22 protein-coding genes, 5 tRNA genes and 1 pseudogene are annotated in these 26,737 nt (G+C 54.2%); 16 read left to right on the top strand and 12 right to left on the bottom strand.

The window, feature by feature from the left end:
• Nucleotides 1-52: 52 nt before the first annotated feature.
• From alaS to AACY45_RS18650, 7 genes are all read left to right on the top strand, one after another.
• Nucleotides 53-2,671, top strand: a complete 2,619-nt coding sequence (gene alaS / locus AACY45_RS18680; protein WP_339546818.1) for an alanine--tRNA ligase — start codon at nt 53-55, stop codon at nt 2,669-2,671.
• A gap of 90 nt (nt 2,672-2,761) precedes the next feature.
• Entirely contained in the window at nt 2,762-4,003 is a 1,242-nt protein-coding gene (locus AACY45_RS18675) for an aspartate kinase (protein ID WP_339546816.1), read from the top strand.
• Between the two features lie 183 nt (nt 4,004-4,186).
• Entirely contained in the window at nt 4,187-4,375 is a 189-nt protein-coding gene (gene csrA / locus AACY45_RS18670) for a carbon storage regulator CsrA (protein WP_002554426.1), read from the top strand.
• A gap of 62 nt (nt 4,376-4,437) precedes the next feature.
• Nucleotides 4,438-4,528 (top strand) — tRNA-Ser (locus AACY45_RS18665).
• A 107-nt stretch (nt 4,529-4,635) separates the two neighbouring features.
• Nucleotides 4,636-4,712 (top strand) — tRNA-Arg (locus AACY45_RS18660).
• A 72-nt stretch (nt 4,713-4,784) separates the two neighbouring features.
• Nucleotides 4,785-4,861 (top strand) — tRNA-Arg (locus tag AACY45_RS18655).
• Nucleotides 4,862-4,932: 71 nt separating this feature from the next.
• Nucleotides 4,933-5,009: transfer RNA gene (locus tag AACY45_RS18650), tRNA-Arg, on the top strand.
• A gap of 19 nt (nt 5,010-5,028) precedes the next feature.
• On the opposite strand, the gene AACY45_RS18645 is transcribed toward AACY45_RS18650, so the two are convergent.
• On the bottom strand, nt 5,029-5,310 hold the full coding sequence (locus AACY45_RS18645; protein ID WP_339546815.1) for a hypothetical protein: 282 nt from the start codon (nt 5,308-5,310) through the stop codon (nt 5,029-5,031).
• Nucleotides 5,311-5,695: 385 nt separating this feature from the next.
• Between AACY45_RS18645 and mgtE the strand changes: the two genes are divergently transcribed.
• The gene (gene mgtE / locus AACY45_RS18640) at nt 5,696-7,138 is read left to right on the top strand and encodes a magnesium transporter (protein WP_339546814.1); all 1,443 of its coding nucleotides are present in this window, start codon (nt 5,696-5,698) and stop codon (nt 7,136-7,138) included.
• 162 nt (nt 7,139-7,300) lie between these two features.
• On the opposite strand, the gene AACY45_RS18635 is transcribed toward mgtE, so the two are convergent.
• Nucleotides 7,301-7,627: an Arc family DNA-binding protein gene (locus tag AACY45_RS18635; protein WP_095171568.1), complete on the bottom strand. Its 327-nt coding sequence runs from the start codon at nt 7,625-7,627 to the stop codon at nt 7,301-7,303.
• A gap of 384 nt (nt 7,628-8,011) precedes the next feature.
• Here AACY45_RS18635 and phnN point away from each other — a divergent pair, with 384 nt between their 5' ends.
• The 3 genes from phnN to AACY45_RS18620 all read left to right on the top strand — a co-directional run bounded on the left by phnN (nt 8,012) and on the right by AACY45_RS18620 (nt 10,225).
• On the top strand, nt 8,012-8,596 hold the full coding sequence (gene phnN, locus AACY45_RS18630) for a phosphonate metabolism protein/1,5-bisphosphokinase (PRPP-forming) PhnN (RefSeq protein WP_339546812.1): 585 nt from the start codon (nt 8,012-8,014) through the stop codon (nt 8,594-8,596).
• 109 nt (nt 8,597-8,705) lie between these two features.
• Nucleotides 8,706-8,782, top strand: a tRNA-Arg gene (locus AACY45_RS18625).
• A 135-nt stretch (nt 8,783-8,917) separates the two neighbouring features.
• Nucleotides 8,918-10,225, top strand: coding sequence for a hypothetical protein (locus AACY45_RS18620; protein WP_339546811.1), 1,308 nt, complete (start codon nt 8,918-8,920; stop codon nt 10,223-10,225).
• Here the strand turns inward: AACY45_RS18620 and AACY45_RS18615 are convergent.
• The gene (locus tag AACY45_RS18615; RefSeq protein ID WP_339546924.1) at nt 10,222-10,701 is read right to left on the bottom strand and encodes a recombinase family protein; all 480 of its coding nucleotides are present in this window, start codon (nt 10,699-10,701) and stop codon (nt 10,222-10,224) included. The two genes, AACY45_RS18620 and AACY45_RS18615, sit on opposite strands and share 4 nt — an antisense overlap.
• A 1,707-nt stretch (nt 10,702-12,408) precedes the next feature.
• On the opposite strand from AACY45_RS18615, the gene AACY45_RS18610 reads away from it, so the two are divergent.
• Both AACY45_RS18610 and AACY45_RS18605 read left to right on the top strand, forming a co-directional pair.
• Nucleotides 12,409-13,254: a Hachiman antiphage defense system protein HamA gene (locus AACY45_RS18610; RefSeq protein WP_339546810.1), complete on the top strand. Its 846-nt coding sequence runs from the start codon at nt 12,409-12,411 to the stop codon at nt 13,252-13,254.
• The gene (locus AACY45_RS18605; RefSeq protein ID WP_339546809.1) at nt 13,220-16,354 is read left to right on the top strand and encodes a DEAD/DEAH box helicase; all 3,135 of its coding nucleotides are present in this window, start codon (nt 13,220-13,222) and stop codon (nt 16,352-16,354) included. The genes AACY45_RS18610 and AACY45_RS18605 overlap by 35 nt, the downstream gene beginning before the upstream one ends.
• Before the next feature lie 61 nt (nt 16,355-16,415).
• Here the strand turns inward: AACY45_RS18605 and AACY45_RS18600 are convergent, their stop codons facing one another.
• Nucleotides 16,416-17,342, bottom strand: a complete 927-nt coding sequence (locus AACY45_RS18600) for a DUF4238 domain-containing protein (RefSeq protein WP_339546808.1) — start codon at nt 17,340-17,342, stop codon at nt 16,416-16,418.
• 564 nt (nt 17,343-17,906) lie between these two features.
• Between AACY45_RS18600 and AACY45_RS18595 the strand changes: the two genes are divergently transcribed.
• Complete coding sequence (locus tag AACY45_RS18595) at nt 17,907-18,149, top strand: hypothetical protein (protein ID WP_010457973.1); 243 nt, start codon at nt 17,907-17,909, stop codon at nt 18,147-18,149.
• Nucleotides 18,074-18,352: a membrane protein insertion efficiency factor YidD gene (gene yidD / locus AACY45_RS18590; protein ID WP_339546807.1), complete on the top strand. Its 279-nt coding sequence runs from the start codon at nt 18,074-18,076 to the stop codon at nt 18,350-18,352. Before AACY45_RS18595 ends, yidD begins: the two co-directional genes overlap by 76 nt.
• Nucleotides 18,353-18,488: 136 nt before the next feature.
• Here yidD and AACY45_RS18585 read toward each other — a convergent pair whose 3' ends face one another.
• The 6 genes from AACY45_RS18585 to AACY45_RS18560 form a co-directional block, all read right to left on the bottom strand.
• Nucleotides 18,489-18,674 (bottom strand): hypothetical protein, encoded by a 186-nt coding sequence (locus AACY45_RS18585; protein WP_339546806.1) that lies wholly within the window; start codon nt 18,672-18,674, stop codon nt 18,489-18,491.
• A gap of 65 nt (nt 18,675-18,739) precedes the next feature.
• Nucleotides 18,740-19,582, bottom strand: coding sequence for a chromosome segregation protein SMC (locus AACY45_RS18580; RefSeq protein WP_339546805.1), 843 nt, complete (start codon nt 19,580-19,582; stop codon nt 18,740-18,742).
• A gap of 91 nt (nt 19,583-19,673) precedes the next feature.
• Entirely contained in the window at nt 19,674-22,568 is a 2,895-nt protein-coding gene (locus tag AACY45_RS18575; protein WP_339546804.1) for a DUF927 domain-containing protein, read from the bottom strand.
• A complete protein-coding gene (locus AACY45_RS18570) occupies nt 22,565-22,837 on the bottom strand; it encodes a DUF3077 domain-containing protein (protein ID WP_339546803.1) in 273 nt (90 codons plus the stop codon). The genes AACY45_RS18575 and AACY45_RS18570 overlap by 4 nt, the downstream gene beginning before the upstream one ends.
• Complete coding sequence (locus tag AACY45_RS18565; protein ID WP_339546802.1) at nt 22,834-23,118, bottom strand: hypothetical protein; 285 nt, start codon at nt 23,116-23,118, stop codon at nt 22,834-22,836. The genes AACY45_RS18570 and AACY45_RS18565 overlap by 4 nt, the downstream gene beginning before the upstream one ends.
• Nucleotides 23,119-23,503: 385 nt before the next feature.
• Nucleotides 23,504-23,704, bottom strand: coding sequence for a helix-turn-helix domain-containing protein (locus AACY45_RS18560; protein ID WP_122683291.1), 201 nt, complete (start codon nt 23,702-23,704; stop codon nt 23,504-23,506).
• Between the two features lie 116 nt (nt 23,705-23,820).
• On the opposite strand from AACY45_RS18560, the gene AACY45_RS18555 reads away from it, so the two are divergent.
• A complete protein-coding gene (locus AACY45_RS18555) occupies nt 23,821-24,360 on the top strand; it encodes a hypothetical protein (RefSeq protein ID WP_339546801.1) in 540 nt (179 codons plus the stop codon).
• On the opposite strand, the gene AACY45_RS18550 is transcribed toward AACY45_RS18555, so the two are convergent.
• Complete coding sequence (locus AACY45_RS18550; protein WP_339546800.1) at nt 24,353-25,564, bottom strand: site-specific integrase; 1,212 nt, start codon at nt 25,562-25,564, stop codon at nt 24,353-24,355. The two genes, AACY45_RS18555 and AACY45_RS18550, sit on opposite strands and share 8 nt — an antisense overlap.
• A gap of 292 nt (nt 25,565-25,856) precedes the next feature.
• Nucleotides 25,857-26,390, bottom strand: a pseudogene (locus AACY45_RS18545) (AAA family ATPase); the annotation flags it as partial.
• Nucleotides 26,391-26,737: the final 347 nt, after the last annotated feature.

The raw sequence follows: 26,737 nt of genomic DNA, 5'->3' as shown, positions 1-26,737 counted from the left end.
TCCGTTGACGAATCGCACAGGCCTTTGGCCGCAGCCTCCGTGGAAGAACCTAATGAAAAGCGCAGAAATCCGTGAAGCCTTCCTTCGCTTCTTCGAAGAGCAAGGCCACACCCGTGTAGCCTCCAGCTCTTTGATTCCGGGCAACGACCCAACCCTGCTGTTCACTAACGCGGGGATGAACCAGTTCAAGGACTGCTTCCTGGGCCAGGAAAAGCGCGCGTATACCCGCGCCACCAGCAGCCAGAAGTGCGTACGCGCCGGCGGCAAGAACAGCGACCTGGAAAACGTCGGTTATACCGCTCGTCACCACACTTTCTTCGAGATGCTGGGTAACTTCAGCTTCGGCGACTATTTCAAGCACGACGCGATTACCTTCGCCTGGACCTTCCTGACCGGTGTCCTGAAGCTGCCCAAGGAAAAACTCTGGGTGACCGTCTACGCCTCCGATGATGAAGCGTATGACATCTGGACCCAGCAGATCGGTGTGCCGGTCGAGCGCATGATCCGCATCGGCGACAACAAGGGCGCGCCTTACGCCTCCGACAACTTCTGGACCATGGGTGATACCGGTCCGTGCGGCCCATGCACCGAGATTTTCTACGATCACGGCGACCACATCTGGGGCGGCCCACCGGGTTCGCCGGAAGAAGACGGCGACCGTTATATCGAGATCTGGAACAACGTGTTCATGCAGTTCAACCGCACCGCCGATGGCGTGTTGCATCCGTTGCCAGCGCCGTCGGTGGATACCGGCATGGGCCTGGAGCGGATCAGTGCGGTGATGCAGCACGTCAACTCCAACTATGACATCGACCTGTTCAAGAACCTGCTCAAGGCATCGGCGCAAGCCATCGGCTGCGAAAATGGCGATCAGTCTTCGCTCAAGGTCGTTTCCGACCACATCCGTTCCTGCGGTTTCCTGATCGCCGACGGCGTGCTGCCGTCCAACGAAGGCCGTGGTTACGTGCTGCGCCGGATCATTCGTCGCGCCTGCCGTCACGGCAACAAGCTGGGCGCCACCGGCAGCTTCTTCTACAAGATCGTCGCGGCCCTGGTGGCCGAGATGGGTGAAGCCTTCCCGGAACTCAAGCAGCAGCAGGCCAACATTGAGCGCGTCCTTAAGGCCGAGGAAGAGCAGTTCTCCAAGACCCTGGAGCATGGCCTGAAGATTCTCGAGCAGGACCTGGCCGAGCTTAAAGGCACCGTGGTGCCGGGCGACGTGGTGTTCAAGCTGTATGACACCTACGGCTTCCCGATGGACCTGACCGCCGACATCGCCCGCGAGCGCGAGCTGACCATCGACGAGGCCGGTTTCGAGCGTGAGATGGAAGCCCAGCGCGTGCGTGCACGTTCGGCCAGTTCGTTCGGCCTGGACTACAACACCCTGGTCAAGGTCGACGTGGCCACCGAGTTCACCGGCTACACCGATACCTGCGGTTCGGCAAAAATCGTTGCCTTGTACAAGAACGGCCAGTCGGTCGACGTATTGAGCGAAGGCGACGAGGGCGTGATCGTCCTCAACCAGACCCCGTTCTACGCCGAGTCCGGTGGCCAGGTCGGCGACTGCGGTTACCTGCAGGCCGGCACTGCACGTTTCGACGTGCGCGACACTACCAAGACCGGCGGTGCCTTCCTGCACCACGGCGTGCTGGCCTCAGGTAGTCTGATCGTCGGTGCACCCGTTGAAGCCCACGTCGATGCCGAGGTGCGTCACGCCACTGCGTTGAACCACTCGGCGACCCACTTGCTGCACGCGGCCTTGCGCCAGGTGCTGGGCGAGCACGTCCAGCAGAAGGGTTCGTTGGTCGACAGTCAGCGCCTGCGCTTTGACTTCAGCCACTTCGAGGCCATCAAGCCTGAGCAGATCAAGGCGCTGGAAGAAATCGTCAACGCCCAGATTCGCCAGAACTCGGCGGTAGAGACCGAAGAAACCGACATCGACACCGCCAAGCAAAAAGGCGCCATGGCGCTGTTCGGCGAGAAGTACGGCGACAGTGTGCGTGTACTGAGCATGGGGGGCGATTTCTCCGTCGAGCTGTGCGGCGGTATCCACGCCAACCGTACGGGCGACATCGGCCTGCTGAAGATCATCAGCGAAGGGGGTGTGGCTTCGGGCGTACGGCGTATCGAGGCAGTGACTGGCGCAGCGGCGCTGGCCTACCTGAACGCTGCAGAAGAGCAACTCAAGGAAGCGGCCAACCTGGTCAAGGGCAGCCGCGACAACCTGATCGACAAGCTGTCGGCTGTGCTTGAGCGCAACCGTCTGCTGGAAAAGCAACTCGAGCAGTTGCAAGCCAAGGCCGCCAGTGCGGCGGGTGACGACCTGTCGGCTCAGGCCCAGGACGTCAAGGGCGTGAAGGTGCTGGCCGTGCGTCTCGACGGTCAGGATGGCAAGGCGCTGCTGGCGCTGGTCGATCAGTTGAAGAACAAACTCGGCCGCGCAGTGATCCTGCTCGGCAGTGTCCATGAGGAAAAGGTCGTACTGGTTGCCGGTGTGACCAAAGACCTGACTGGCCAACTCAAAGCCGGTGATTTGATGAAGCAAGCCGCTGCGGCAGTGGGCGGGAAGGGCGGTGGTCGTCCGGACATGGCGCAGGGCGGTGGTACTGACGCTGGCGCACTGGACGCGGCCCTGGCTCTGACCGTACCGTTTGTCGAACAGGGTATTTAAGGCTGTATGCCGGACCTCTCGTCTAGTGGTGGGTCCGGCTGCTGTTTGAGTGACTAATGGGCGCCCTTCATGGGCAGAGGCGGCTTTGAAATGGCTTTGATCGTACAGAAATTTGGAGGCACCTCGGTCGGCACTGTCGAGAGAATCGAGCAGGTCGCTGACAAGGTTAAGAAATTCCGCGATGCCGGCGATGACCTGGTGGTCGTGCTGTCTGCAATGAGCGGCGAAACCAACCGTCTGATCGATCTGGCCAAGCAAATCAGTGGCGATGAGCAACCGGTTCCGCGTGAGCTGGATGTGATTGTCTCCACTGGCGAGCAGGTGACGATTGCCTTGCTGACCATGGCGCTGATCAAGCGCGGCGTGCCAGCGGTGTCGTACACCGGCAACCAGGTGCGGATCCTGACGGACAGCGCGCACAATAAAGCGCGTATCTTGCAGATCGATGACCAGAAGATTCGTGGTGACCTGAAGGCTGGCCGCGTGGTTGTGGTGGCTGGTTTCCAGGGCGTCGACGAGCACGGCAACATCACCACCCTGGGGCGTGGCGGTTCCGATACCACCGGCGTGGCGCTGGCTGCGGCCCTGAAGGCCGATGAGTGCCAGATCTACACCGACGTGGACGGGGTGTACACCACCGACCCGCGCGTGGTGTCCGTGGCTCAGCGCCTGGATAAGATCACCTTCGAAGAGATGCTGGAAATGGCCAGCCTCGGCTCCAAGGTGTTGCAGATCCGCGCGGTCGAGTTCGCCGGCAAGTACAACGTCCCGCTGCGCGTACTGCACAGCTTCAAGGAGGGTCCAGGCACCCTCATTACTATTGATGAAGAGGAAACCATGGAACAGCCGATCATTTCCGGCATCGCTTTCAATCGCGATGAAGCCAAGCTGACCATCCGTGGCGTGCCAGACACCCCGGGCGTGGCATTCAAGATTCTCGGCCCGATCAGTGCCGGCAACATCGAAGTCGACATGATTGTGCAGAACGTTGCGCACGATAACACCACCGACTTCACCTTCACTGTGCACCGCAACGACTACCAGGCGGCACAGACCGTGCTGGAAAACACCGCTCGCGAGATCGGTGCCCGTGAAGTGGTGGGTGACACCAAGATCGCCAAGGTCTCGATCGTTGGCGTTGGCATGCGTTCTCACGCAGGTGTTGCCAGCCGCATGTTCGAAGCCCTGGCCAAGGAAACCATCAATATCCAGATGATCTCCACGTCGGAGATCAAGGTGTCGGTGGTGATCGAAGAGAAGTACCTGGAACTGGCTGTGCGCGCACTGCACACGGCGTTCGAACTGGACGCACCGGCTCGCCAAGGCGAGTGATGTGGTCCCGAGGGGCGCGGTCTGACCGCGCCCTTTATTTTTTGAGTGGCGTGGGCAAGGCTGTTCTTTTGCAGACGCTGGTCAATACTTAAGCGTGTAGAGTTGCGATCGTTCCGGTCGCTGCTCGAGCGCTTTTTTTTTGCAGACTGTTGTCCCTGAACTGAAATGCGTGAGGAGAAAGGTATGCTGATTCTGACTCGTCGGTGTGCAGAAAGCCTGATTATTGGTGATGGCGAAATCACCGTAACGGTGCTCGGCGTCAAAGGAAATCAGGTGCGTATAGGCGTTAACGCACCCAAGGAGGTAGCTGTACACCGTGAGGAAATCTACCTGCGTATAAAGAAAGAGAAGGACGAAGAACCAAGCCATTAATTTTTATCGCTTTTTATGTTTGCAAACGGGGAAAAGGTTGGTTAAGATACGCCCCGTGTTGCGGAGAGCTGGCCGAGTGGCCGAAGGCGCTCCCCTGCTAAGGGAGTACACCTCAAAAGGGTGTCGGGGGTTCGAATCCCCCGTTCTCCGCCATTATTTGTGTAGAGCGTTGTAATCAGGCTTTTTCGGTAAGTTGTTGAAATTACTAGAAAAAGTGCTTGGAAAAAAGATTCGACGAACTATAATGCGCGGCAACAAATGCACTCGTAGCTCAGCTGGATAGAGTACTCGGCTACGAACCGAGCGGTCACAGGTTCGAATCCTGTCGAGTGCACCAATTAAAGGTTGTTTGAAGTTATTCAAGCAACCTTGTTTCAATCAGTTGTGATCTGGTTTAAAAGCACACATTGCACTCGTAGCTCAGCTGGATAGAGTACTCGGCTACGAACCGAGCGGTCACAGGTTCGAATCCTGTCGAGTGCACCATTTAAGGGTTGTTTGCAGTCATGCAGGTAACCTGGCTTCAACCAGTTGTGATCTGGTCTAAAAGTACAATTGCACTCGTAGCTCAGCTGGATAGAGTACTCGGCTACGAACCGAGCGGTCACAGGTTCGAATCCTGTCGAGTGCACCAAACACCAAAAAGCCTGCGTCTAACGCGGGCTTTTTGCTGTCTGGGATTTGGCTTTTTGCCGAGCCCATCCTTGCTCTCCAAATTTACTCTGCGCGCTTTGCACGTCCTTTACCTTGAGCGTCATGTCGGGCGCTTGTAAGTGTTCGGCTTCGGGCAGGACTGCCGTTTCGAGATGTACCTCGGTGTTGCTGCCGGGCAGGTAGGTACGGACCTCCTGCAGGCTCAGGCGCTCTCCCGCCTTGCAGGCCATGCTGGTGAAGGTGATGCGGCCGTCGGCGGCTTCGCAGCGCTGCACGGTCATCACTTGCGCGCCGGCCGCCGGGCAGAGCAGGGCGGTCAGTAAAAAGCAGCGTATCCGCGGTGGCATTCAGCACCCTCCCTGGTGATCCATTCCAAGGTTAGTCGGGCATTTTGCGATGACCTTGTGTTTTCTTTTCGGGATAAGTCGTCGCACTCTCATGGATCAGGATGGTGCTCAGGTTTGTCTTGCAAGCGCTTGTTTCAGCCATGATTTTTTAACGTTTAAAACCGTCAGGCGGTGTATCATTGCGCCCGTCAGCCCCGCCGGGGCTTGTGGAATACCTCCATGGACTTACCCAGTAGTTACTCAGTACCCCGTTTTTCCAATCATGAATTGACTGATTGATCCTTCCGGCGTGCCCCGCTGCTGGGAGTGGAGTTCGCCTATGACCGAAGTAGAAGTAAAAAAGACTCAAGAAAGCTTGCAGGACCGCCTTGCTCAAGTCATTGAGCTGCTGCAGCGCCAGCGGGTGGTCGAAGATCTGACTCACCGTCAGGAAGGTCCTCATCATGACCGGGTCGAGAACCTGGTCCACCGGCAGAACCTCGTCGAGTTGCAACGCAAGCTCGATGACCTGCACTCCGCCGACGTTGCCTACATTCTTGAAGCATTGCCACTGGACGATCGCCTGACGGTCTGGCAGTTGGTCAAGGCCGAGCGTGACGGCGACATCCTGCTTGAAGTGTCCGACTCCGTCCGTGAAACCCTGATCGCCGACATGGACGATCACGAGCTCCTGGCTGCCGCCAAGGAGATGGACGCCGACGAACTCGCTGACCTGGCCCCTGAGCTGCCGCGAGACGTCGTCCATGAGCTGATGGAGACCCTTGATGGCCAGCAGCGTGAGCGTGTGCGCTCCGCGTTGTCCTATGACGAGGAGCAAGTCGGTGCGTTGATGGACTTCGAGATGGTGACGATCCGTGAGGACGTCAGTCTCGAGGTGGTCCTGCGCTACCTGCGTCGCCTCAAGGAGTTGCCGGGACATACCGACAAATTGTTCGTGGTCGACTACGACGGTGTGCTCAAGGGCGTCTTGCCGATCAAGCGTCTGTTGGTCAACGATCCGGACAAACAGGTCTCGGAAGTCATGGCTAGCGATCCGGTAAGCTTTCACCCGGACGAAGATGCCTATGACGCGGCCCAGGCGTTCGAGCGTTATGACTTGATCTCGGCCCCGGTGGTCGACAAGAACGACAAACTCATCGGCCGCCTGACCATCGACGAGATGGTCGACCTGATTCGTGAGGAGAGCGAGAGCGAAGTCCTCAACATGGCGGGTCTGCGTGAAGAGGAGGATATTTTCGCTTCGGTGTGGAAGTCCCTGCGTAACCGTTGGGCGTGGTTGGCCATCAACCTGATTACTGCTTTTGTTGCTTCGCGGGTAATCGGTCTGTTCGAAGGGTCTATCGAGAAGCTGGTAGCCCTGGCGGCGCTGATGCCGATTGTTGCCGGTATTGGTGGCAACTCCGGTAACCAGACTATCACCATGATTGTGCGCGCCATGGCGCTGGACCAGGTCAGTACTGGTAATACCTCGCGCCTGATGCGCAAGGAGTTGGCGGTTGGCCTGATCAATGGTCTGGTCTGGGGTGGGGTGATTGGCGTAGTGGCCTACCTGTTGTACGGCAGTTGGTCGCTCGGTGTCGTGATGACGGCCGCCATGACCCTGAACTTGCTGTTGGCGGCGCTGATGGGGGTGCTGATTCCGATGACCCTGGCGCGCGTTGGGCGTGATCCGGCAATGGGCGCCAGCGTGATGATCACGGCTGTGACGGATAGCGGTGGTTTCTTCATCTTCCTTGGCCTTGCAACCATCTTCCTGCTCTAAGTCTTTGCTGCGCGACCCGGCCCAAGGGCCGCGTCGCGCACTGTCCATTAATCAAACTGGCTGAAGATCGATGATCTCTATTCGAATCATCGCGAAGTTGCCTGGGCGGATCTCAGGCAAAAAAAAGCCAGCGCGAGGCTGGCTTGAGCTTTCGGGATGTCTTCAGGATGGGTTTGCGGCCATCTCGGCATCATGGGCAATCAGCGACACCAGAGCGTTCTGCTGGCGGTGGGAGAGCTGGCGGAAGCGCTGCAGCAATTCACGTTCATGTAGTGACAGCTCGGGGCTGTCCAGGCGCATGCTCAACTCTTCGCCCAGCGCACCTTCCTGAATAAGACTCTGTTCCAGGCGCGCGATGATTTCTGAGTTCATGCTGCGGTGATGGTTGCGTGCCACCTCGGCAATGCGTTCACGCATTCCGTCTGGCAGGCGTACGACGAACTTGTCAGCCGTACGGCTGGAATAAATTGCCTGTTTCAATGGGCGCATATATTTAACCGGTTAGTTCAGGGGAGCGGTTCTCGGAATTGGCCGCAGGATGTCTTTAGGACAAGCAAGCTAGCCAAATGTTCAACCTGAATTGATAAGAGGTCCGCATCATGCCTCAAAAATGCCGGATCCTTGGCGTCAATTCTGTGACAAATATTGAGCCTGAGGCAGGCGTTATGCCAGCACCAATTATCAGAAATGCGGACTGGTTTGAAAACTTAAATCCGCTCCGGGTGCCTGGTCTCGCCCTTTTGCCCGACGGGCAGGGGCTACGCGTCCTTTTGTGCGAGTCGTGTAGGCTTGTGCACCGCTCCTCTTTGTATTCAGAGTAGTGGCAAATGGCCGATTTACTAGGGGTGAATGCACCATGAGGGGATATTGCGGGTGAGTGGCAGACTGGTTTATCTCATGGGGCCGTCCGGCTCTGGCAAGGACAGCCTGATCGATGCGGCCCGCGATGCTCTGGCGCAACTCGACTGTGTGGTGGCACGGCGAGTGATCACCCGCTCGGCAGAGTCAGTGGGGGAGGCTGCCCTGGGGCTCACACCGCAGGCATTTGCCGAACTGGCGCGTGAGGGCGGGTTTGCCCTGAGTTGGCATGCCAACGGGTTGGATTACGGAATTCCGGTGCAGATCGATCGGTGGCTGGCGGAAGGTCGGCATGTGCTGGTCAACGGTTCCAGAGCTCATTTGCCTATAGCGAGGCAGCGGTATCCACAGTTGTTGCCCATTCTGTTGACGGTGGACACCGAGGTCCTGCGTGAGCGTCTTGAGCGTAGAGGGCGTGAAAGTCGTGAAGAGATAGAGTCCAGGCTGGCGCGTAATGCCTTGTTTACCCGCGGTACGGTGGAGGATGGGTCCGGCGTCATTTTCCTGCTGGATAATTCTGCTCAGTTATCAACAACCTTGGCTCGCTTGCTGGTGCTGCTTGTGAGTGAAGGTATCGTGGAAAAACCCCGTTCAGCGTGAGCGGGTCGTTGCCTACACTCAATAAGCCCTACAGACGACATGACAAACGCGGGGCTGCCCGTTAACATGCTCGCCGTCCATCGTGCCGTAGTGTCTGCGGGCGGTCTGTGTCTCAGTAGCTCAATTGGATAGAGCATCCCCCTCCTAAGGGGAAGGTTGGCAGTTCGAACCTGCCCTGGGACGCCATATAATTCAATGCTTTCAGCCATTCTCCTCACAACTTAGTTTTTCCGTGACAGCATGGTGGCAGCAAAAAGCCAAAAAATATGCCCCGTTAGGTATCTCCGAACGGGGCTTTTTCGTTCTGCTCAGGGAGGAACTATGCATCAGGTTTTTGAGGAATTAACCGGCGAGCTTGAAGCGATAATCGACAAGCTAGGCGCAGTTATTACAAGCTCCGAACCGCTAGGGCTGGCGCAGTCTAACTGGTCATTCCCTCTGGTCAGCGTATCTGAGCTCCAACAGCAGGCTCGCGCCATTATCCAGGCGATTGACGAGCGTGCACCCGAAGAGGTTGGAGACAGCTACCCGCTTCTGAGTCATTACGTTATCAGGCTGCAACACCTGGCAACGGACACCATCCCTCAAATGCATGGAAATGCCGGAGTCGCTACCTGGGCTTACTCCAGAACGCTCGATGGCTTATGGAAGGCGCTGGAGCGTGATTTTGCCCCCATGCCGAGTGAGGAAATTGAGCGCTCAATTCAGGACTCGACGCGCCGCGCCCGATCCATGGAATCCAAGCTGGCCGAGCTAAAAGAGCGGTCGACACTTCTGGATCAAATGGTCTCGCGAATTGAAGCTGCTCACTCCGCCGCGGAAGAATTACCGACCGATCTTCATTCATTGAAGGAAGCGCGGGCTCAAATCGAAGCGCTTATGCGTAATGCTACTCTCGATCGTGATCATGTATCAGAGGCTAGAAACGCAGCTGAGTCAGCAAAGGATGAACTCGCGAAATTGTCCGAAAGTGCCCGAGATGTTTTGGCGCGCTGCGAGACAGCTTACGCTTCAGCAACTAGTACTGGCCTGGCAGCAGCATTTTCAGAACGGTCTAAGGCGCTAAATAACTCGGTAGGGTTGTGGGTAGCAGGGCTCGTAGCCGCATTGGTTGCCGGAAGCATCTTCAGCTTTAACCGGATGGATAGAATCGCAGATTTACTTTCTCTCCCAGGCGACCACAGCTTGATACTGTCCGTCAATTTGGTTCTGGCAGGGCTCTCGGTGAGTGGGGCGGTGTGGTTCGCATGGCTTTCGACAAAGCAGATTGGTCAACGTTTCCGGCTATCAGAGGATTATGCGTTCAAAGCTTCCATCTCTCGCGCTTATGAGGGATACCGCCGAGAAGCGGCACGGATAGATAAAGACCTTGAGAAGCAATTGCTCAGTTCTGCATTGTCCCGGCTGGATGAGCAGCCGCTTCGACTGGTCGAAAGTAATAGCTTTGGTAGTCCTTGGCATGAGCTCCTCGCTTCGGAGCTTGTCAAAGATGCCGTAAAAACTGTACCTGGGTTCGTTGAAAAGGTTACTTCAATGGCGTCTTCCGCTCTTCAAGGAAAGAAAGCCGCAGCCACGCCTTCTGTTGCAGCAAATGATGCTCCCTCTGAGCAAGCTGAAGCGAAGGTTTAGATATCTCTGATTCTCAAGACTGTGGTCGTCGAGCAGTTCGCGTGTCTGGCCGTAGCTCGTATACCCAGGCCGGCGTCTAGCAATTCCTTGACCCGCTTGTGCAGCTTTTCATCCACCGGGCGGCCTAGGTACTTGCCGGCCGGCTTGGCCTTTTCTATTCCCTGGTGGCTGGTCGGCAGGTCGAGCGCGACGATGCGCAGGCCCTTGGAGTCGATCGCGGCCTTGAGCTTTTGCCAATCCTCCGCAGGGAGCCGGGATAGGCGGTCTATCGACTCCACCAGCAACACGTCGCCCTTGCGTGCATCCTTGAGCAGGCGCAGCAGCTCAGGCCGGTCTGCGGTGGCGCCGCTGGCGTTCTCCAGATACACGCTCGCAATGACCTTGTTGTGATCGCTGGCGAATTGCTCGAGCGAGGTACGGGCGCGGCCGGCGTATTGTTCTTCGGTGGAAGCTCGGAGGTATGCGCGGATGAATATGATGGGTGCCTTCATCGGTTAGGGCGTTCTACTAATGCTGTTGCACTATGGGTGTTACTTATCAAGCGAAAAGCACGGAAGGGCAAAATAAGCCTGTATCTGGATAGGCATGCTCAGGCGTAACACCTTTCAATCCTGTAACACTTCCTTTCGACAGCACCGTACGAACGTGTAGCGCATGAAAAGTCCTTTAAGTTCATTAGGTTAGAGATGTTTGTAACACCCGCAACACCTGTAACACGGCTTTGGAAGTGCGTCCCCTTGCCCCGCTATAGGAAGTCCTCCAGCGAGAGAGAGCGATCCTTTTGGTTGGCAGCATCGAATGCCTCGCTGTGTGGTTAGCACTCCTATGTCGCCACCCGGTTATGCTTGGGTGTAACACCTATCAATCCCGTAACACTCCCTTTTGACAACACTGTGCGAACGTGTAACGCATGAAAAATCCTTTAATTTCAAATTTTTAGGATTATTCGTAACACCCGAAACACCCGTAACACGGCTTTGAAGGTGCGCCCCCTTGCCTAGCTGTGGGTACTCATCCAGCGAGTGAGAGCGTCCTTGTTGGTTGACAGCATCCGATGCCTCACCGTGTGGCAGCTAGTTCGGATATCACTACCCGGCTACATGAATACTGAACCGCCAAGTGGTTGGACGTATGTGATGGGCCTACATCGGGCAATGATCAGACGTGATTTGCTGTAAAGGCAATGCATTAAGTGGCCTGTAGCGATGCTGCATCAAAATGGTACGCCCAAATTCGCCGGGGACCCTGGGGGCATTCTAGGGATACGGGGTAGGAAACCCGCGGGATTTTGTTAGTGACAGGCACCCCACCTTACTGAAATTTCAACGTTGAAATTGAAAGAATCCTGACGAAAAAGGGGCATCGTTACCGTGTTGGTAAAGATGCCCCTTTGTGTTGCTGATAACGCACGCATGGGGTTCGTCAACCGTGTCAATTCGTCAACCTGTCAACCAACCTCAAGAATCCAGCCGCTAACACGAACACGCGGGTTCCTTGCCCCGTACCCATCCGAAATGCCCAGGGTCCCCAGCGAGCTGCCAAGTGATTGGGCAAATGCACAGATGAACAGCCGCTCACCAGGTTCACCTGTTCACTGAGCTGTGCACTTTTCCGCTAATACGATCACGCGAGTTTCCGACCCCGTACCCACCGAACATCCCCCAAGGTCCCAGGCGATGTCGGTTGCCCCGGTCGCTGCATCTCCCCCTGTTCGTTGTTGGTCGACGGCACCTCTCAAGCGTTCTGCCGTTCGGTGACACAGTGTTCGAAGTCTGCATTAGTCGATACCAAGCCAGTATTGCATTCGCTGGCGGCGCTATCACTGATGGGGTGTGGGGGTCGAAAGACGTGTTACAGGTGTTGCGGGTGTTACGATCTACGTTAACTAATTGAATTTATTGTATTTTATTTGTGTCACACACCATTCATCCTTCACGTGCATTGGGTGTTACAAGCCAAATAGGTGTTACAGCAGCGTTTAAAGAATTGGGTAAACCGTAGGCCGTAATCGGCCAATAGTGGGCGTTCGCAAGCGACAGCTAACGGCCAGAAGCGGACGCCGCTATTTGACTTATCTCGGGCTGTGGGACCATCAGCTCTTGATTGAGGAACCACCCTCGTCTAGCCTCCAAAGATTGTGGTGGTTCGTGCACAGCTTTAGCTCTGTTCCGTGGACACATCACATGCAAATCTTGAGCATGCACATAGGATGTGAAATGACGTTAGAGGCCACCCATCTTTCCTGGCTCAAACAAGTCGGTACATTAACATCTGCGTGTGGCAAGCCGATCCCGACTTTCAAACTAGAATATGACGCCTTAAGCCACGAAATAATGTCGGCATGGGCAAAGCATTTCAGGAACCATTATTGTCAGGATGACGAGCTTCAGTTTCTGAAGAATCCTTTAAAAACAAAATCCGAATACTTGCTAACCGAAAAATTTCCTCATGTTTCGATTGCTCCTGGTCCGAGCATAAGAGCAGGTGATTTTGCGGAGATTTTGGTAGCTGATTATCTCCAATTTATACGAAACTATCAGGTCCCTAGAACTCGGTATGATCGCAAGGCGATTGCTAATGAATCAACCAAAGGGTCTGACGTTATTGCCTTCAAAAAATCACCAGATATTATTAGTGACAACGACGAAATGCTTATCTTTGAAGTAAAAGCTAAAGCAAGTGAGTCGGCGAGGGCTAATGTCCTTCAAGACGCAATCGATCATTCTATAAAGGATGAAATTCGAATTGCAGAGTCGTTGAGCGCCATGAGGCAAAAACTTTATGATCGAAGGGACTCGGATGGCCTGCAAATCGTAGATCGATTTCAAAGAGAGCCAGATCACCCGTGCAAGCGGAGGTATGGCGCCGCAGCGGTTTATACAGAATCCTCAATGCACGAATCCGTGGTGTCTACTTCAGCCACCATTAACCATCCAAGCGCAGACAAACTCGAACTTCTACTTATAAGTGGCAGCCAGCTGATGACGCTTATACATGAGCTTTATCGGAGAGCAGCAGATGAAGCTTGAGGTCAGAGCTCGAATTATCCTCGACGTAACCCGCGCTAAAGCGAAGCAGTACGAGTTTGGCATCGAGGAACAGTTTCACATTGACCTGCCTCAGGACCCGAAACGACTTTTAGTATTTACTGTGGGTATTCTTGGTGAACTGGCAGCTTCGGAGTCTAGGGAAAATGACGACCGATACGAATACAGAGAGATTTTAAAAGAGCAATTGATATTAGCTGGTCAATATTTTGAGTCTATGAGCACCGCCAGGTTGACACCTGAGATAGACGAATATTTGAAAATTCTAAGCTCCGCGTCATATTATCTTGCTGACATGCCTGGAAGCTCGTTGGTTTTGGCTCGCTCCATACCTGATTCGCTGGGGCATCTAACAGACAGTAAGTTAGAGCTGTTTCTAGTATGGCTTTTAAGATCGGATTTGAGTAAAAATTTCACCTTAAGCCCGATCAGTCAATATAACGAACAGATACAAAGCACTGCGTTAGCCTTCCGAGCCTTTATAAACATGGAGGCCGACGCATGGGATGTAGAAGAGGAACTGTCCGTTTTTCGAGATCTAATCTACTCCAGTGGCACAGATCGCGAAATATTAATTGCAGATACCATCACTGCATTAGTCAAGCGGAAGATGCATAACTCGTCACTAGTTTGTCTTCCGAAATATACTGGACTTAGCGTGGATCAATGGAGGTCTGCTCTTTCCAACGACCGCTTCATGAAAGAATTTTGGCCTGGCCAAAGGCTCGTGGGCGAGCTAGGTGTTTTGAAGGGGGTGTCTGCTGTGATGCAGATGCCTACCAGCGCCGGCAAAACTAAGTCAGCTGAGCTTATTATTCGCAGTGCATTTCTTTCCGGGAGGGCAAAGCTTGCGGTTGTAGTCGCGCCATTTAGAGCATTATGCCGTGAAATCACCTATGGCTTTTTACAGAGCTTCGAACACGACTCAATCAACGTCAATGAGCTTCGAGACATCACAAACGTTGATGAGGAAGAACAGGAGTTTCTGAAGTTTCTGTTAGGAGAAGCCTACAGGGGGAAATACGACCACACCATAATCGTTTCTACGCCTGAGAAGCTGGTTTACTTGTTGCGCCACGAACCAGCTCTAGCAGAAAAAATCAACTTGCTCGTCTTCGATGAGGGGCATCAATTTGATAGCGGGAAACGTGGGGTAACCTACGAACTTCTCATCGCTTCGCTTAAAGATGCAGTACCGAAGGATGCTCAGAAAGTCTTGATTTCTGCTGTGATGTCCAACGCAAAGACTATTGGCGAGTGGCTTAATGGCGAAGCAGGTGAATACATCCAAGGTAGTAATTGGTTGCCTTCTATTAAAAGTGTTGCATTCCTCAGCTGGATTACCGAAATGGGCCAGTTAAGCTATCTAGGGAGAGATAATAAATTCGACAGCGGATTGTACGTTCCGCAGATAATTCAGCAGGTAAACCTTGGGCGCAGAGACGGAGAAAAAGACGACTTTATATTCCCCCTCAGAGATAAAACTTCTACAATCTCCTGCTACTTAGGACTAAAACTTTGCCATCAAGGTCCCGTCGCTATATTTTGCGGTGATAAAAGGTCAATAACGACCCTCTGCACAACAATTGTGGACATTTATGATCGTGGATTTTCTACTCCAAAACCAAGCGACATATCGGATCATGAAGAGCTGTCAAAAATTGCTTTTTTATCCAATCTACACTTCTCAGAAAGTCATATTTTTTCTCAAGCCATCCCGCTAGGCGTATTACCTCATAGCTCAGCCGTCCCAAACGGCCTGCGAATCTCGGTCGAATGGGCGATGGACAGAAAGGTTGCACACTTAGTGGTCTGCACGTCCACTCTGGCGCAAGGGGTGAACCTTCCAATTAAGTATTTGCTTGTATCAAGCACCATGCAAGCAGGGCGGCGGATTTCTACGAGAGAATTTCAAAATCTTATTGGTAGAGCCGGGCGGTCTGGTTATCACACAGAAGGAAGTATAATTTTCACTGACCCTAAGATTTATGATAAGCGCCATTCGTGGCAGGGGCGACCTAAGTGGATTAGAACTTTAAAGTTATTGGACTTCAATAATTCGGAAGCATGTATAAGTAGCCTGAGTGAAATCATAGTGCCGTTTAAGTTCGAGCACGCAACTGATGATCTTTTAAATTTCATTCAACAACCTGCTGTTCGTCGATCTCAGTGGGTGCAGTGGGGGGTCATTAATAATATTGAGGTTACTGATCTTCTGGCTGAGATGGATTATAAGGAGCAAACGCTGAATGCAATTGAGAGCTACTTTCTCTCGTTGTTAAAGGATGACAACTCTTTACTCCAGCTCGAAGCTTTTTTAAGCTTGGCTGAAGATACTCTTGCATATTATTTGGCGGAAGAAACCGAAAGAGCGCGGTTGTTGGAGATTTTCTCGATTATTCATAGACGCCTTCAATCTCTCCCCCCAGAAAAATTTTCGTATTATGGAAGAACTCTACTAGGCCTAGATCAGCTTATTTTTATCGAGCATTGGATTGATGACAATCTATGGGAGTTGGAGTTTTGTGAATCGCCAATAGAGCTGCTAGACAGTTGCTGGCCACTACTCTGCAAATTTGCAAACACAAAAATAGTCTCCAATATTCGCCCCGATGACAAGAGTGTTGAGATAGCGAAATTATGGTGCAAGGGGGGAAGTTATCACGAAATTTTTACGTATGCAAAAACCAATAACATTAAAATCCAAGCTAAATCGAGACTTTATAGTATCACTCAAGAGCACATAGTTGACTTCTGCACAGCGCTTTCTTATGACGGAATGCTGATAATAGGTAGCCTCGCAGATATAATTGAGGGTAGGTCTCTGAACGATACGATCCTAGCCAATGCACGTTCACTTCAAAATCAGCTCAAGCTTGGTCTTTCAGATGAGTTTCACATGTGGTTGTACGGCCAAGGCTATGCTGATAGAGAGGTGTCAAAGTTTATTGCTAATGGTCTTGAAAAAGTAATGGTTGGGAAAAATATCATCGATTATAAAGTTCTCAAAAGCAACCCAGAAACTCTTGCTCAAGCTTTATTGCAGTTACCAACAGTGTTCTCAGAGATCAAAGTTCGCTAGTGTTTGGCTACTAATTTAATTTCTTTCAATTTTACTCAAGCTTAGTAGCGTAGCGACCAACTCACCTAGACATTTCATGAGTGTATGGAGTTAAATCACTACAAGATTGTGCGTAAATTTGACTGTGCGCTGATTTTGCTATTGCTGTATTAAACATATGTACTTGCTCAGCATTTTGCTCAAATGTATCGCCGCTCTTATATTGCTCTTTACTTGAAATTATCATGGCTATCTTAGGCGAGAACGGATAGTAAAACTCAACTTCCGTTACCGGCGTCGACCAACCTGCGCTGGCTGCATAGGTGTTAATTATAGGCTGATCTCCGGCTATAAAATTAGTCTCGGTGTTATTAATAAGCAATGCTGGCTTGAATTCCTCTCTTCTTGCGAAGGTCGACCACGCCATATTTGTTGCGTATATGTGTCTAAATACGCCAAATGTTCTTTCTATCATGCCTGGGAAAAGACTATTGGTGTTCTTTATCGCATTTTCTTTAATTCTATTTGTGCGCAGGTACTGGACGCAGATAAAGTGGGAGAAGTTCATGTATTCTTCTTCGTTACGGAAAAGACTAGTGTCTTGCCGCAGGATTTTGTCTATATGTTTTATGGCTCCAGCTTCAATTGCTGAATGGAGATCCTCTTCAATATTTATGGCTAGCTCATCAAACAACTCATCAAGGCTTGGGCGGTTTATCTCGCTCGCAGATAATTGTTTTTTTATCGTGAATAGCTTTTGAAATGCATTTATCCAGCCTGCATTCGCCTCTTTTAGCATTTTGTTTTTTGTGATTTCAATAGCCGTTTTATTTATAATTAGTATATCACTTTCAGTGAGCTCACTTATTTTATAGAAATCTCGTTTTTGTGCCACACCCATGAGGTTTGATAAAAATGTTTTCCCATCTTGATGGCACCAGATTTGATCATTGCTAGACCACGACCTAAGGTAATGCCTCCAAACATAATGTTGACGTCTTTTTTTCATTACACATGGTCTCAGATTAGTACATAACTTTTGGTTAAGGGGCGGCGGAACGCCGTCCCAGTGAGCGGAGCAAGCGACTTGAACCACTGGTTAGACGTGGTGACAACCCGTGCGCTGGATTAACAGGCAACGCTGACTGTACCGCAAGCCAAACTGCAGTGGCGAGCAACGAATTTTCGGACGTAGGCATACGCGGAATTGCCAGATGCTGAAAGGCATTTGGAGCCGCGATGGACCGGAAAAGCGCTGCGGACATGCAGCCTCTTTGTATTCCGACGCTCATTGCTTGCTGCTATGCGGAGGCTCGGCCGAGTGAATAAGTTAATGCTCCCGTGCAAATAAAACAAAATCGCCCCTGATTTCCTATACGCATCCGACCGCCTGCTTTTGGCCGAAAGCTGCCTTACACGATTGGCAGCCTATGCCCGGAAGGCGCCCAGGCGAGAGCTTGCTTTTCTGGCCGATCCGGGAGCGTGCGATTCGGGTTGTTCATCCGGCTCGGAACAATATATAAAGCGAAAGCTTGTATTCAGGGGAATACAAGCATTCATAAGGTGATCACGGATGTACATCTACAAAATGGTTCAAGTACCGCCCAACATTGAAGTTCGTGCGAAGGAGCACCGGGGGAACGAGGCCGCTGTTTATCTACAAAATGTGGTCAACACTCATGCTGAGGATGGGTGGGAGTTCTATCGGATTGACACGATTGGCGTTTCAGTCAAACCGGGATGCTTCGACGCGTTAATGGGGAAGAAAAACGTGCTGAACCACTATTACGTGATTTCTTTGCGCAAGCCCCGATGATCAAGCTTTGCGCCGTCTCAGCAATTCGCTGCTATCAGCGAGTTGCTCCCTCTCGATTGCGAGATGCCTGCCGATTTGAGCCTTCCTGTTCAAACTATGCGATACAAGCCATCGGAAAGTATGGTGTTCTAAACGGCTGCCGCATGGCTGTGGGCCGCATCTGCAGGTGTCGGTACCCGAACGGCGGGAAAGATTTTCCCTGAATAAGTCGGATAGTGAGCCCCCACACCTTAACTGTTCAGCTGTGCTTGCCATGATCCTGACGGGCTGCTTTTGGCCAGAAGCTGCCTGCGGAATTTGAATGCAGCGGAAGCTTTCGCGAGCTTCCGCTTATCCTCATCACCGGTTTTTCAGCTTTTGCTCGATTAGCCCCATTTCTGCCTTGATCGCAGTGATGGTGAACTTCTGCATCGCTGTGCATTTTCCGATTTTGGTATCCACGATCTTGAGTAGGGCGGTCAGGTGGGCTTTTCGCGCTTTAAGCGTTTCGGATATGGCTGAGCTGTTCTGTATTGGATCGTTCAAGATGTTCATCCTAGTGATATTTCTAAACAGCCCACACGCGCAGGCTGTTTCAGGGAGATCAATCGTTACATTGCCAGTACGTCTTGCACGCTGTGCTGACGCGAACGATCCGACAATTGCTGCCACTTCCAACTACCGAAGTTTTCACCCTGCTCAGGGATTTCCAGCTTAAACAGCGCAACCGGGTCCCGGTCTATAAACCGGCGTGCAGCCCAGAGTTTACCGCCCGCGTCGAGCAGCGCTTGAGCCGCCTCATTCCACTTTTCTTCCAGCGCCATGTGCGCAACTTGTAGGGCCTTGCTCTCGATGTTTTTATGTTTCTCCTGGGCTTCGGTGATGTGTTGGTCGACCGTGACCAACTCCTGCTCCAGCGCCGTGATGATTAGTTGTTGGCGACGATGGTGTTCAGACGCCGCAGAGAGGTTTTTGGCCGCTTTCTGAGCATCGGTGTTGGCGGCTTTCTCGCCTTCCGTATCACCCCAGGCGACAGCTTGCGCATAGGCTGTTGCCGCTACTGTCTCGGCCTGTCGAGCTTTTGCCATCTCCTCCTGCGCTTGCTGTCGGATCTGTTCCAAGCGCGTACTGAGGCTCTGGCGTTTTTCGTTGAGCTCTTGCTCGTCCGCCTTCCAGTTCGCCATGGATTCAATATACCCCGCCATCAGGCTTTCACGATTGAGCAGTGTTTCGCGCCGATGGAGCTTCTGATTCAGCATGTGGATCTGAAGATCAAGCGAACTGATTTGTCTATTTCGGTCGTTGATTTCATCCCGCACTTCCCGCTGTCGGCCTTGCTCAATGATTTCGGGACTTTCAAGCGCCGCCTCGAAGGGAGGCAACTCGTTTCGGATGCCCTCCATTTCGGCTGTCAATTTTTCGCGGCGGTCTTTCATTACTTGGATATCGTTCATGTGCTTTGTCCTGTGCAATTCGATTGTGGGTGGGCTGAGCGGCTGGCGAGGCCCGGAATGAGCCGGCGCTACCTCGATCAGTAGGAGGTCGTTAGGCTGCCTGGACCTCGTTCTCATCCGTTCCCAAGATAGTTTTCACCACGTAGCAGCGCTGGGGACCTAGCCCCGGCAAACGAATTAAGCTGTACGGCTTTCCATTGGTGGCCGGTTGCAACACTCCGCGGTGCAACAGCTCTTTGTTCACGGCGCTGATGTTCATGCCCTTGAAGATTTCGGAGCTCCACGCCTCGGGCAGGACGTAGTAGGTGTTGGTGGTGTGCATGGTGTCGCCCATACCGTGCTCCAGCGTTTTGCGAAAGCCCAGTCGGTCGATAGTGCGCGGGCCATGCTCGTCGATCTTTGCGGCAGCCGACTCCCAGCGAGTGAAGCGACTTTCGCCGAAGCGCTCAATGATCTGGCGCAACCGCGCCAGAATCGCGTCCCCTTCGAAGTTTCCAGCACCGCCGCGCTCATTCAGCCAGGCGCTGAGGCACACCCGGCCGGCGGCGGTGGCCGTGCCATCAGGCCAGCCGGTAATCCCCATTGCTGTGGCCAGCTCTCCGGCTGCGGCAGCCAGGCCGAAACGAGTAGCGGCGCGGTGTGCTTGACCGCTGGCCGAGGCAGGCAGCGCTTTGGCGACGAACCTCTCCAAGGTGTGGCGCAGGATGGCCGACCAACCATGCCGCTTGGCGGGGTCGCAGAGGGCCGATAGGAAGGCGGTGAGCGGTGTGCCGTAGTACTTCGCCACCCGCGCTTTGAGGGCATCGGAGAGGGTCGCCGCATCATCAAAACCGTTCAATACGTCGAACATGCCCAGGCCTTTGCTGGCATCCGCTGGCACTGCGAGCATGCGTACCTCCATGCCGGCCTTTAGCTCCTTGTTCGCTTCGGCCATGTGCTGCGCCAAGGTCTTCTCACCGGTCGAGAGAAACAGCAAGCGCCACTCCTGCACCTGTCGGCCTGCTTGTCCTCGATCATTAGCGCGCGCCTTCCCGGTGCCGTTGCCGAGCATGTATACCGTTTCACCAATGATGCGCGGGTCGCACATGCCGATTTCATCCAGCACCAATAGCCCGTCGGAGTGCGCGGCGGCGATGGACTCCAAGGCGTTATCTGTCGAGCGCCAGGAACGCACCAGACGCGGACCGCCATAGATCGAGGCAGCCACTTGCAGGTGGGTGGTCTTGCCGCCCGAGCTGTCTCCATACAGGTGAAAGCCGCCCGACTCATGGCCCAGCATGTGCAGCAGCGGTCCGGCAAACGCCACGCTGGCCACAAACGCCAGGCGGTGGTTGCCGATGCACAAGGCGCCGATCTGCTCTTGCCACTGCTCCAGGGTGCCGGCTTCGCTGATGGGTGGCAGTTGTGCGCCGGCCTCATAGAAGTGCAGGTGTTCAGGGTGCGAGCCGACCTGCTGTTCGGGCAGTAGGAAGGCGCTGTCGTGCCAACCCAAGCGTGTGACCAGTCGTGCCCGCTGGGCGCTGTCGAAGCCGCCGAGATAGCTCTGCAGGTCGTTGCGGGCATTGCGTCCGGAGCGACTGCCAGCCAGCCGCAAGCCCATATCCACCAGCGGGCCGAGCACGTCCTTGCCGAAGTCGCCGGTCATGGTTCGTGCCGGAATGTTCCAACGCTTTTTCGCTCCGTCCGGATCGTCGAACTCGACCAGCAGTCCCCAGTTGTGACCCTGTGCGTCGCGGGTACGGGCCAGGATTTCCAGCGACGAGCACACCGGCCGTGCTTCACCATCGTCACCGGAATAAAACACACCTTCTGGCGTCAGACGGAAGCCGCCGGGCAACAGATCGTTTTTGGGTTTCGCAGCACGCTTGGTCGTCGGCTTGACCTTGGCTTCGGGTAGTTCGGCCGGTGCTTTCTCCGACTCAACACCGAACAGTTCACCGCTGCGCTCCAGCTCGGCGAAATGACCTGCCGTCCAACCCTTCGCTTGGGCATCGGCCGCGTCGGCGCCGTCATCCCATTGGCCGCCTTTGGCATAGGTCGGATGGTCATTCTTGAGGGTGGGCTTGCGTTGGAACACGTCGAGGGCAATCACGCGCACCGACGCGGCGCCGATCTGTTGCAGTTGTTCGGCGACGGCATTCATGCAGCTTTTGCCGCTCGCGTCGTTGTCTGGCCACAACACCACGGACCGATCTTTGAGCGGAGACAAATCGGCCTTGTGCCAGGAATTCGAACCGTTCGGCCAGCACGTGGCCACGTAGTTGGGCAGCAGCTCCGCCGCCGCGTCGGCTGCCTTTTCGCCTTCGCACAGAACCACCGGAGCTTCTGCCCGTTGTGCTAGTTCATCCAGGCGTAACAGAGGGCGTGGTTCGGGCAGCCCCTGCCAGCGCCATTGCTGCGTTTGACCATCCGTGCGTTGGCACCAGGTCAAGGGTGCAAACACCTTGCGCGGTTTGCCGTCCTCATCCGGACCCAGGTCGAAGCGATAGAGCGCCATGATCGGTTGGCCTTGAGCGTTACGATAAATCCAGGCGTTGGATGGAGCGCCGTGTTGTCGATGTTTCGTCGGGCATCTGCTCATGGCCTCGGCCGGGATCGGTTGCACGGCGATCCACTCGGGCGCCTTGGCTTTGCTGGAGGCCGGTTTCGACTGCGCGGTACCCGGTGAGACCTTGAGCAGATCTGCCAGCTTGTTGCAGGCTTCGACGTCGCTGCCGCCATCCAGATAGCGCACCAGATCTATCAGGTCGCCGCCTTTGTCACCGGTGGCAAAATCCGCCCAGGTGCCTTTGCTCAAGTTGACCTTGAGGGAGCCGGCGCGCTTGTCGCGGCGGGTCGGATTGGGAGCGGTGTATTCCTTGCCGCCGTCCACGCGCTTACCGCTGGGTAACCAGTGTGCAAGGACGCGTTCGATGTCGTTGAGAGAAGCCGCTTTCACGTTAGCGAAGCTGGGTCGTTTCGTGGCGTTGTTCGTGCGCTGGCTCATGCATCGGCCCTCGGTAGGAACAGGGCATCGTTCACATCGTCGATCAGGGCCTTTGCCATTTCGCCGAGGTAGAACGCAGGCCAACTGAAGCGTTCGCCCTGATCGCTCATGGCGGCATCGAGGGTGAGTTGATTGGCGTAGTGCTGAAGCAGCGATATCGTTTCCAGCGCGTCCTCAACTGGAATGCCGGCATTCACCCGGAACAGCTTTTGCCCGGTGTTATTGACGCGTGAGAACGCGGCGCGGCCGAGAGTGGTGGCTGGCGTCATAGCACACCGCCTTTCTGGTCCACAGGAACAGAGGTGGTATCGCCGTGCAATGTGAGGGTTTTGATCAGGCCCAAGGTGCCGCGTACGTCCCAAATAACCGCCGCCAGTACGTGATTGGCGAGGCGTGGTTTGTCGCTGTCGAAGTGGTCCTCGAGCAGGGTCAGCACCGAGTCGGCGCGAGCAATTGCGCAGGTAATGGCGTCGATCGGCACACCGGCTTCGGCGCCTTTGTCCACGCAGAGCAGATCTTCGGGAAGGGTGAAGCTCAGGGCGTTGTTCATTGAACCTCCCCTGTGATTCTAAAGTCCTCATTTTTGTTTTTCTGAGCGCTGTAGCCTGCCCATTCAGCGGAGTACATATCTTGCTTAGTGCAGGTAGTACGCGGTACTTCCACTCTATAGGCACCATGAAAGCGGAGCGCCTCAAGGTCAATCAAACGTGTCGTTTTCGGCAAGCTGCGGCTGCCGAGGACTGCGCCCTTATGGTCTACCAAATGGATGGTGATATGCTTAGGCGGTTGCATTGCGGTCTGCCCAGATTTGCTATGTGACAGTCGGGTCAGTGGTACGAACACTGACTCGACACTTCTTTCTGCTAAAGCCAGTCCTAGAGTCAGTCTTCTAGGGAGCATCCCAGCCAATATTGCTCCCTCGACCGCTACCGCGTTCACCGGGCGCCTTCCTTTGCTGCGCGTTCAATCCAAGCCTTGAGCTCAGTCATCAAAATCAGACGACGCCGTCCGAGTTTGAAAGCCTTAAGGTCGCCAGAAGCGATGAGCTCATAAACTCCTGATCTTGAATAGCCAACCACGCGGGCAGCGTCTTCCACGCTAACTGCAAGAGGTGCGATGTGTTCGGGGTTGTTCATTAGCTTGTCCTTGATCGGTGGGGCGGACTGTACGATACTGGTCCGGACGTAAACATCCTATTTGTAAGTAACATTATCTGCAAGCAAAAAGTTTGTAGACATCGAGAGGCGAGTAAATGGCAAATCGTTCGAAGAAGGTTGTTCTATCGGCGAGGGTCGACCCCTACCTTAAAGCTGCGCTTGAACTGCTGGCGGCATCTAGCAACGAGAAAATCGTGAAGATCCTAGAGTCATGCCTTGAGAATGGGATGAACGACCGAACCATCACGAACCCGTTTAAAACTCCGCAAAAGGATCTGGGAAAAATCAGTTTCATGGTCGCATTCACTGCGATCTGGTCGGAGAATGAAACTCTCTACAAACTACGCGCAGGAACGCTCGGGCCTGATTTCGCCGGAGAGGAGTTAGCGATGGTCGCTATGTTTATCAATGGCGATAAGTATTTCGATGGGGAGTTCGATGTTTTCGGGGATTTGAACGGTTCGACAGAGAAGTTTGGGTTCAAGCCGCGAATGCAGCCTCGGGTGAACCTTGCCTTGGTAGAGAAGGAGTGGCCAATTGTTGAGGAATATGTGAGGTTTCTGGCAAACAACAAGCCGCTTCAGCCGGGCTATGCCGATTACAAAAGTATGCGGGCTCAATCTCTGGCTAAATGAGTTCAACCGCCGCGGCTTTTGTTTCCGGCGCCAAGTGGGCATAGCGAAGTGTCATCTTGATATCGGCGTGCCCCAGCAGATCCCGTACCGTGTTGAGCGGTACGCCGGCCATTACCAGGCGTGACGCGAAGTCGTGACGCATATCGTGCCAGCGGAAGCCCTCGATCTTGGCGCGCTCCAGCAGATTGAGCCAGGCACTTTTAACATCCTCCAGGCGGCCACCGGCCTGACTCGGGAAAACGTATCGAGACTTTCCTACCTGCTTTTTCCAATTATCCAGCACGCCGAAGGTTTCCTTGTTCATCGGGATATGCCGCGTGTCGCTCGTTTTGGTGGTGGAGCCGGCAACGGTGATCGTCTTAGTGGGGAAGTTCACCTCTGACCATTTCAGGTCGAACAGCTCGCCGCGCCTCATTCCGGTATTCAGCGACACCAGCACCATGGGCTTCAGGTGATCGGTGAAGGGTAATTCCAGCAAGCTCGGCATCAATTCTTTGTCGCGGTCTGCCCGCCACTTGTTCGCAGTCTCACGCTCGGCCCGCGCTTCGTCTTGGCGCGCGTCCAGCGCTTCGCGCAGGCGCTTGGTCTCATCGGCATCCAGATAGCGGACTAGCCCCATGGAGTCGACCTTGAGCTGTTTCAGCTTGGTCAGCGGATGCGCGGAGATGTACTCCCATTCAACGGCCCGGCTGAACACGCCGCTGATCGAGCCCATTTTGCGGTTGACCGTTGATGGCTTATTGCCTGACAGCATCCATCCAGTGCGGATCTGCTCAAGATCGCGACCAGTGATAGAGTCGAGACGCTGAGACATGATCGCCTCGAAGTTGTTGTCGAGCGTGTGCAGGGTTTTCTCATGCCCTTTGTGGTGCGTTTTGAACCAAGGCATATAAGTGTCGTCGATGAACTGGCGCAAGGAGGGCAGGGCGGCACCTTTCCGCCCCTGAGCGATGGCCAACGGCTCGCCATGGGCGTGCGCATCGGCAAGATACTGGGCGGCTTCGGTGCGCGCCTGATCGAGCGTCACCACTCCGACGCGGCCGAGGGTGGCATTCTTGTTGCGGCCCCAGGTGACCATGTACGATTTATGCCCACTCGGCAGCACGCGGATGAATAAGCCGGGCTGTACAGTATCATGCACGCGGTAAGCCTTCGGCTCAGTGGCCAAGCTGTTGATGAGTTTCTGGGTGATCTTCGTTTTCAAGCAATACAGCTCCGTGACAGCACCGTGGCAGCAAAAAGAACTATACGGCGCCGTTTTTACGGACGCAACCGGACGAGAAGCCCAGTAATTGCTGGGCTGTATCAAGCCTGCCAGGTTGTAAATTGACCCTCCTAAGGGGAAGGTTGGCAGTTCGAACCTGCCCTGGGACACCACTCACATTGAATGTCGTCAGTTGATATCGATTGTCTCCAGTGCTCCCTCGTCTATGGGGCGAGGTAATCATGCCGCTGAAATGAAAAAGCCCCGCCAGGCCCTGCCTGGCGGGGCTTTTTCATTTCAGCGGTAGTCGTGCCTGGCTGAGGTGCAGGTGGCGGATGATGTGGGATGCAGCGTCTTCTGGTGAGAGCTGGGCTGTATCTATGTAGAAGGGGGGCGGATTCCACGGCTCATAGTCATGCGCCAGTACCGACGCCCAGGTCGGTGGTGTGTGCCCGGGGATATCGGCCGTGCGGGTTTCGACGCGCCGATGGTGTTCATCTTGATCGGAGCAGATCACCTCTACATCCAGTAGTGCGGAGTCGGCGTCGGTTGCGACTTTGCACCAGGCGTTGCGGCTTGCCGATACCGGATTGACGCAGTCGACTATGACGTTGTGGCCAAGACGCAAATTACTTAGGGCAAGCTCGTTGGCAACCAGGTAGCCGCTGGTCCCTACATCCTGCGCAAGGACTGCTGCGTTGCGGATGGCTTGTTCGATCGTATCGATCCGCAGATAGACGGCCTCCAGCTTGCTGGCCAGGATAGTGGCAATCGTGGTTTTTCCGGTGCCGGGTAGGCCGCTGAATACGATAAGCATGGGCTGTCCTGCGTGGGGAGAGGGGAGGTATCTTCTCTATATAGAGAAGGTTTTGAAAGATGGGGCGGCCTGGTAGCTGGTTTCTGTGGTTTTGCGGCCTGTTTCTGGGGTTTTGATAGAAAAACCAAATTAGCAGTTGACGGCAGATTCTGAATGTCTATAATTCGCCCCACTTCCGGCGCAGTCGAAACGGAAAACTCCTTGCAAAACAATGGGTTAAGCAGTTTTCGGCAGCAGGTTGCTTCAGTTCATCGAAGCACGAAAGGAGTTGAAAAAGAGGTGTTGACAGCAGCGTGTAACGCTGTAGAATTCGCCTCCAGCTACCGAGTGATCGGAAGCGCAAGTGGTTGAAGTTG

The organism is Pseudomonas sp. RA_35y_Pfl2_P32 (assembly GCF_963970735.1).
GTDB lineage: Bacteria > Pseudomonadota > Gammaproteobacteria > Pseudomonadales > Pseudomonadaceae > Aquipseudomonas.
Note: the sequence above shows the minus strand (reverse complement) of the source record. Positions and strands in the feature narration are given on the sequence as shown.

Bases quoted from the DNA above. Each gene is read 5' to 3' on its own strand.
- alaS (WP_339546818.1), top strand. From the start codon at position 53: ATGAAAAGCGCAGAAATCCGTGAAGCCTTCCTTCGCTTCTTCGAAGAG.
- AACY45_RS18675 (WP_339546816.1), top strand. From the start codon at position 2,762: ATGGCTTTGATCGTACAGAAATTTGGAGGCACCTCGGTCGGCACTGTC.
- csrA (WP_002554426.1), top strand. From the start codon at position 4,187: ATGCTGATTCTGACTCGTCGGTGTGCAGAAAGCCTGATTATTGGTGAT.
- AACY45_RS18645 (WP_339546815.1), bottom strand. From the start codon at position 5,310: ATGACCGTGCAGCGCTGCGAAGCCGCCGACGGCCGCATCACCTTCACC.
- mgtE (WP_339546814.1), top strand. From the start codon at position 5,696: ATGACCGAAGTAGAAGTAAAAAAGACTCAAGAAAGCTTGCAGGACCGC.
- AACY45_RS18635 (WP_095171568.1), bottom strand. From the start codon at position 7,627: ATGCGCCCATTGAAACAGGCAATTTATTCCAGCCGTACGGCTGACAAG.
- AACY45_RS18620 (WP_339546811.1), top strand. From the start codon at position 8,918: ATGCATCAGGTTTTTGAGGAATTAACCGGCGAGCTTGAAGCGATAATC.
- AACY45_RS18610 (WP_339546810.1), top strand. From the start codon at position 12,409: ATGCAAATCTTGAGCATGCACATAGGATGTGAAATGACGTTAGAGGCC.
- AACY45_RS18605 (WP_339546809.1), top strand. From the start codon at position 13,220: ATGAGCTTTATCGGAGAGCAGCAGATGAAGCTTGAGGTCAGAGCTCGA.
- AACY45_RS18600 (WP_339546808.1), bottom strand. From the start codon at position 17,342: ATGAAAAAAAGACGTCAACATTATGTTTGGAGGCATTACCTTAGGTCG.
- AACY45_RS18595 (WP_010457973.1), top strand. From the start codon at position 17,907: ATGTACATCTACAAAATGGTTCAAGTACCGCCCAACATTGAAGTTCGT.
- yidD (WP_339546807.1), top strand. From the start codon at position 18,074: ATGCTTCGACGCGTTAATGGGGAAGAAAAACGTGCTGAACCACTATTA.
- AACY45_RS18580 (WP_339546805.1), bottom strand. From the start codon at position 19,582: ATGAACGATATCCAAGTAATGAAAGACCGCCGCGAAAAATTGACAGCC.
- AACY45_RS18575 (WP_339546804.1), bottom strand. From the start codon at position 22,568: ATGAGCCAGCGCACGAACAACGCCACGAAACGACCCAGCTTCGCTAAC.
- AACY45_RS18570 (WP_339546803.1), bottom strand. From the start codon at position 22,837: ATGACGCCAGCCACCACTCTCGGCCGCGCCGCGTTCTCACGCGTCAAT.
- AACY45_RS18565 (WP_339546802.1), bottom strand. From the start codon at position 23,118: ATGAACAACGCCCTGAGCTTCACCCTTCCCGAAGATCTGCTCTGCGTG.
- AACY45_RS18560 (WP_122683291.1), bottom strand. From the start codon at position 23,704: ATGAACAACCCCGAACACATCGCACCTCTTGCAGTTAGCGTGGAAGAC.
- AACY45_RS18555 (WP_339546801.1), top strand. From the start codon at position 23,821: ATGGCAAATCGTTCGAAGAAGGTTGTTCTATCGGCGAGGGTCGACCCC.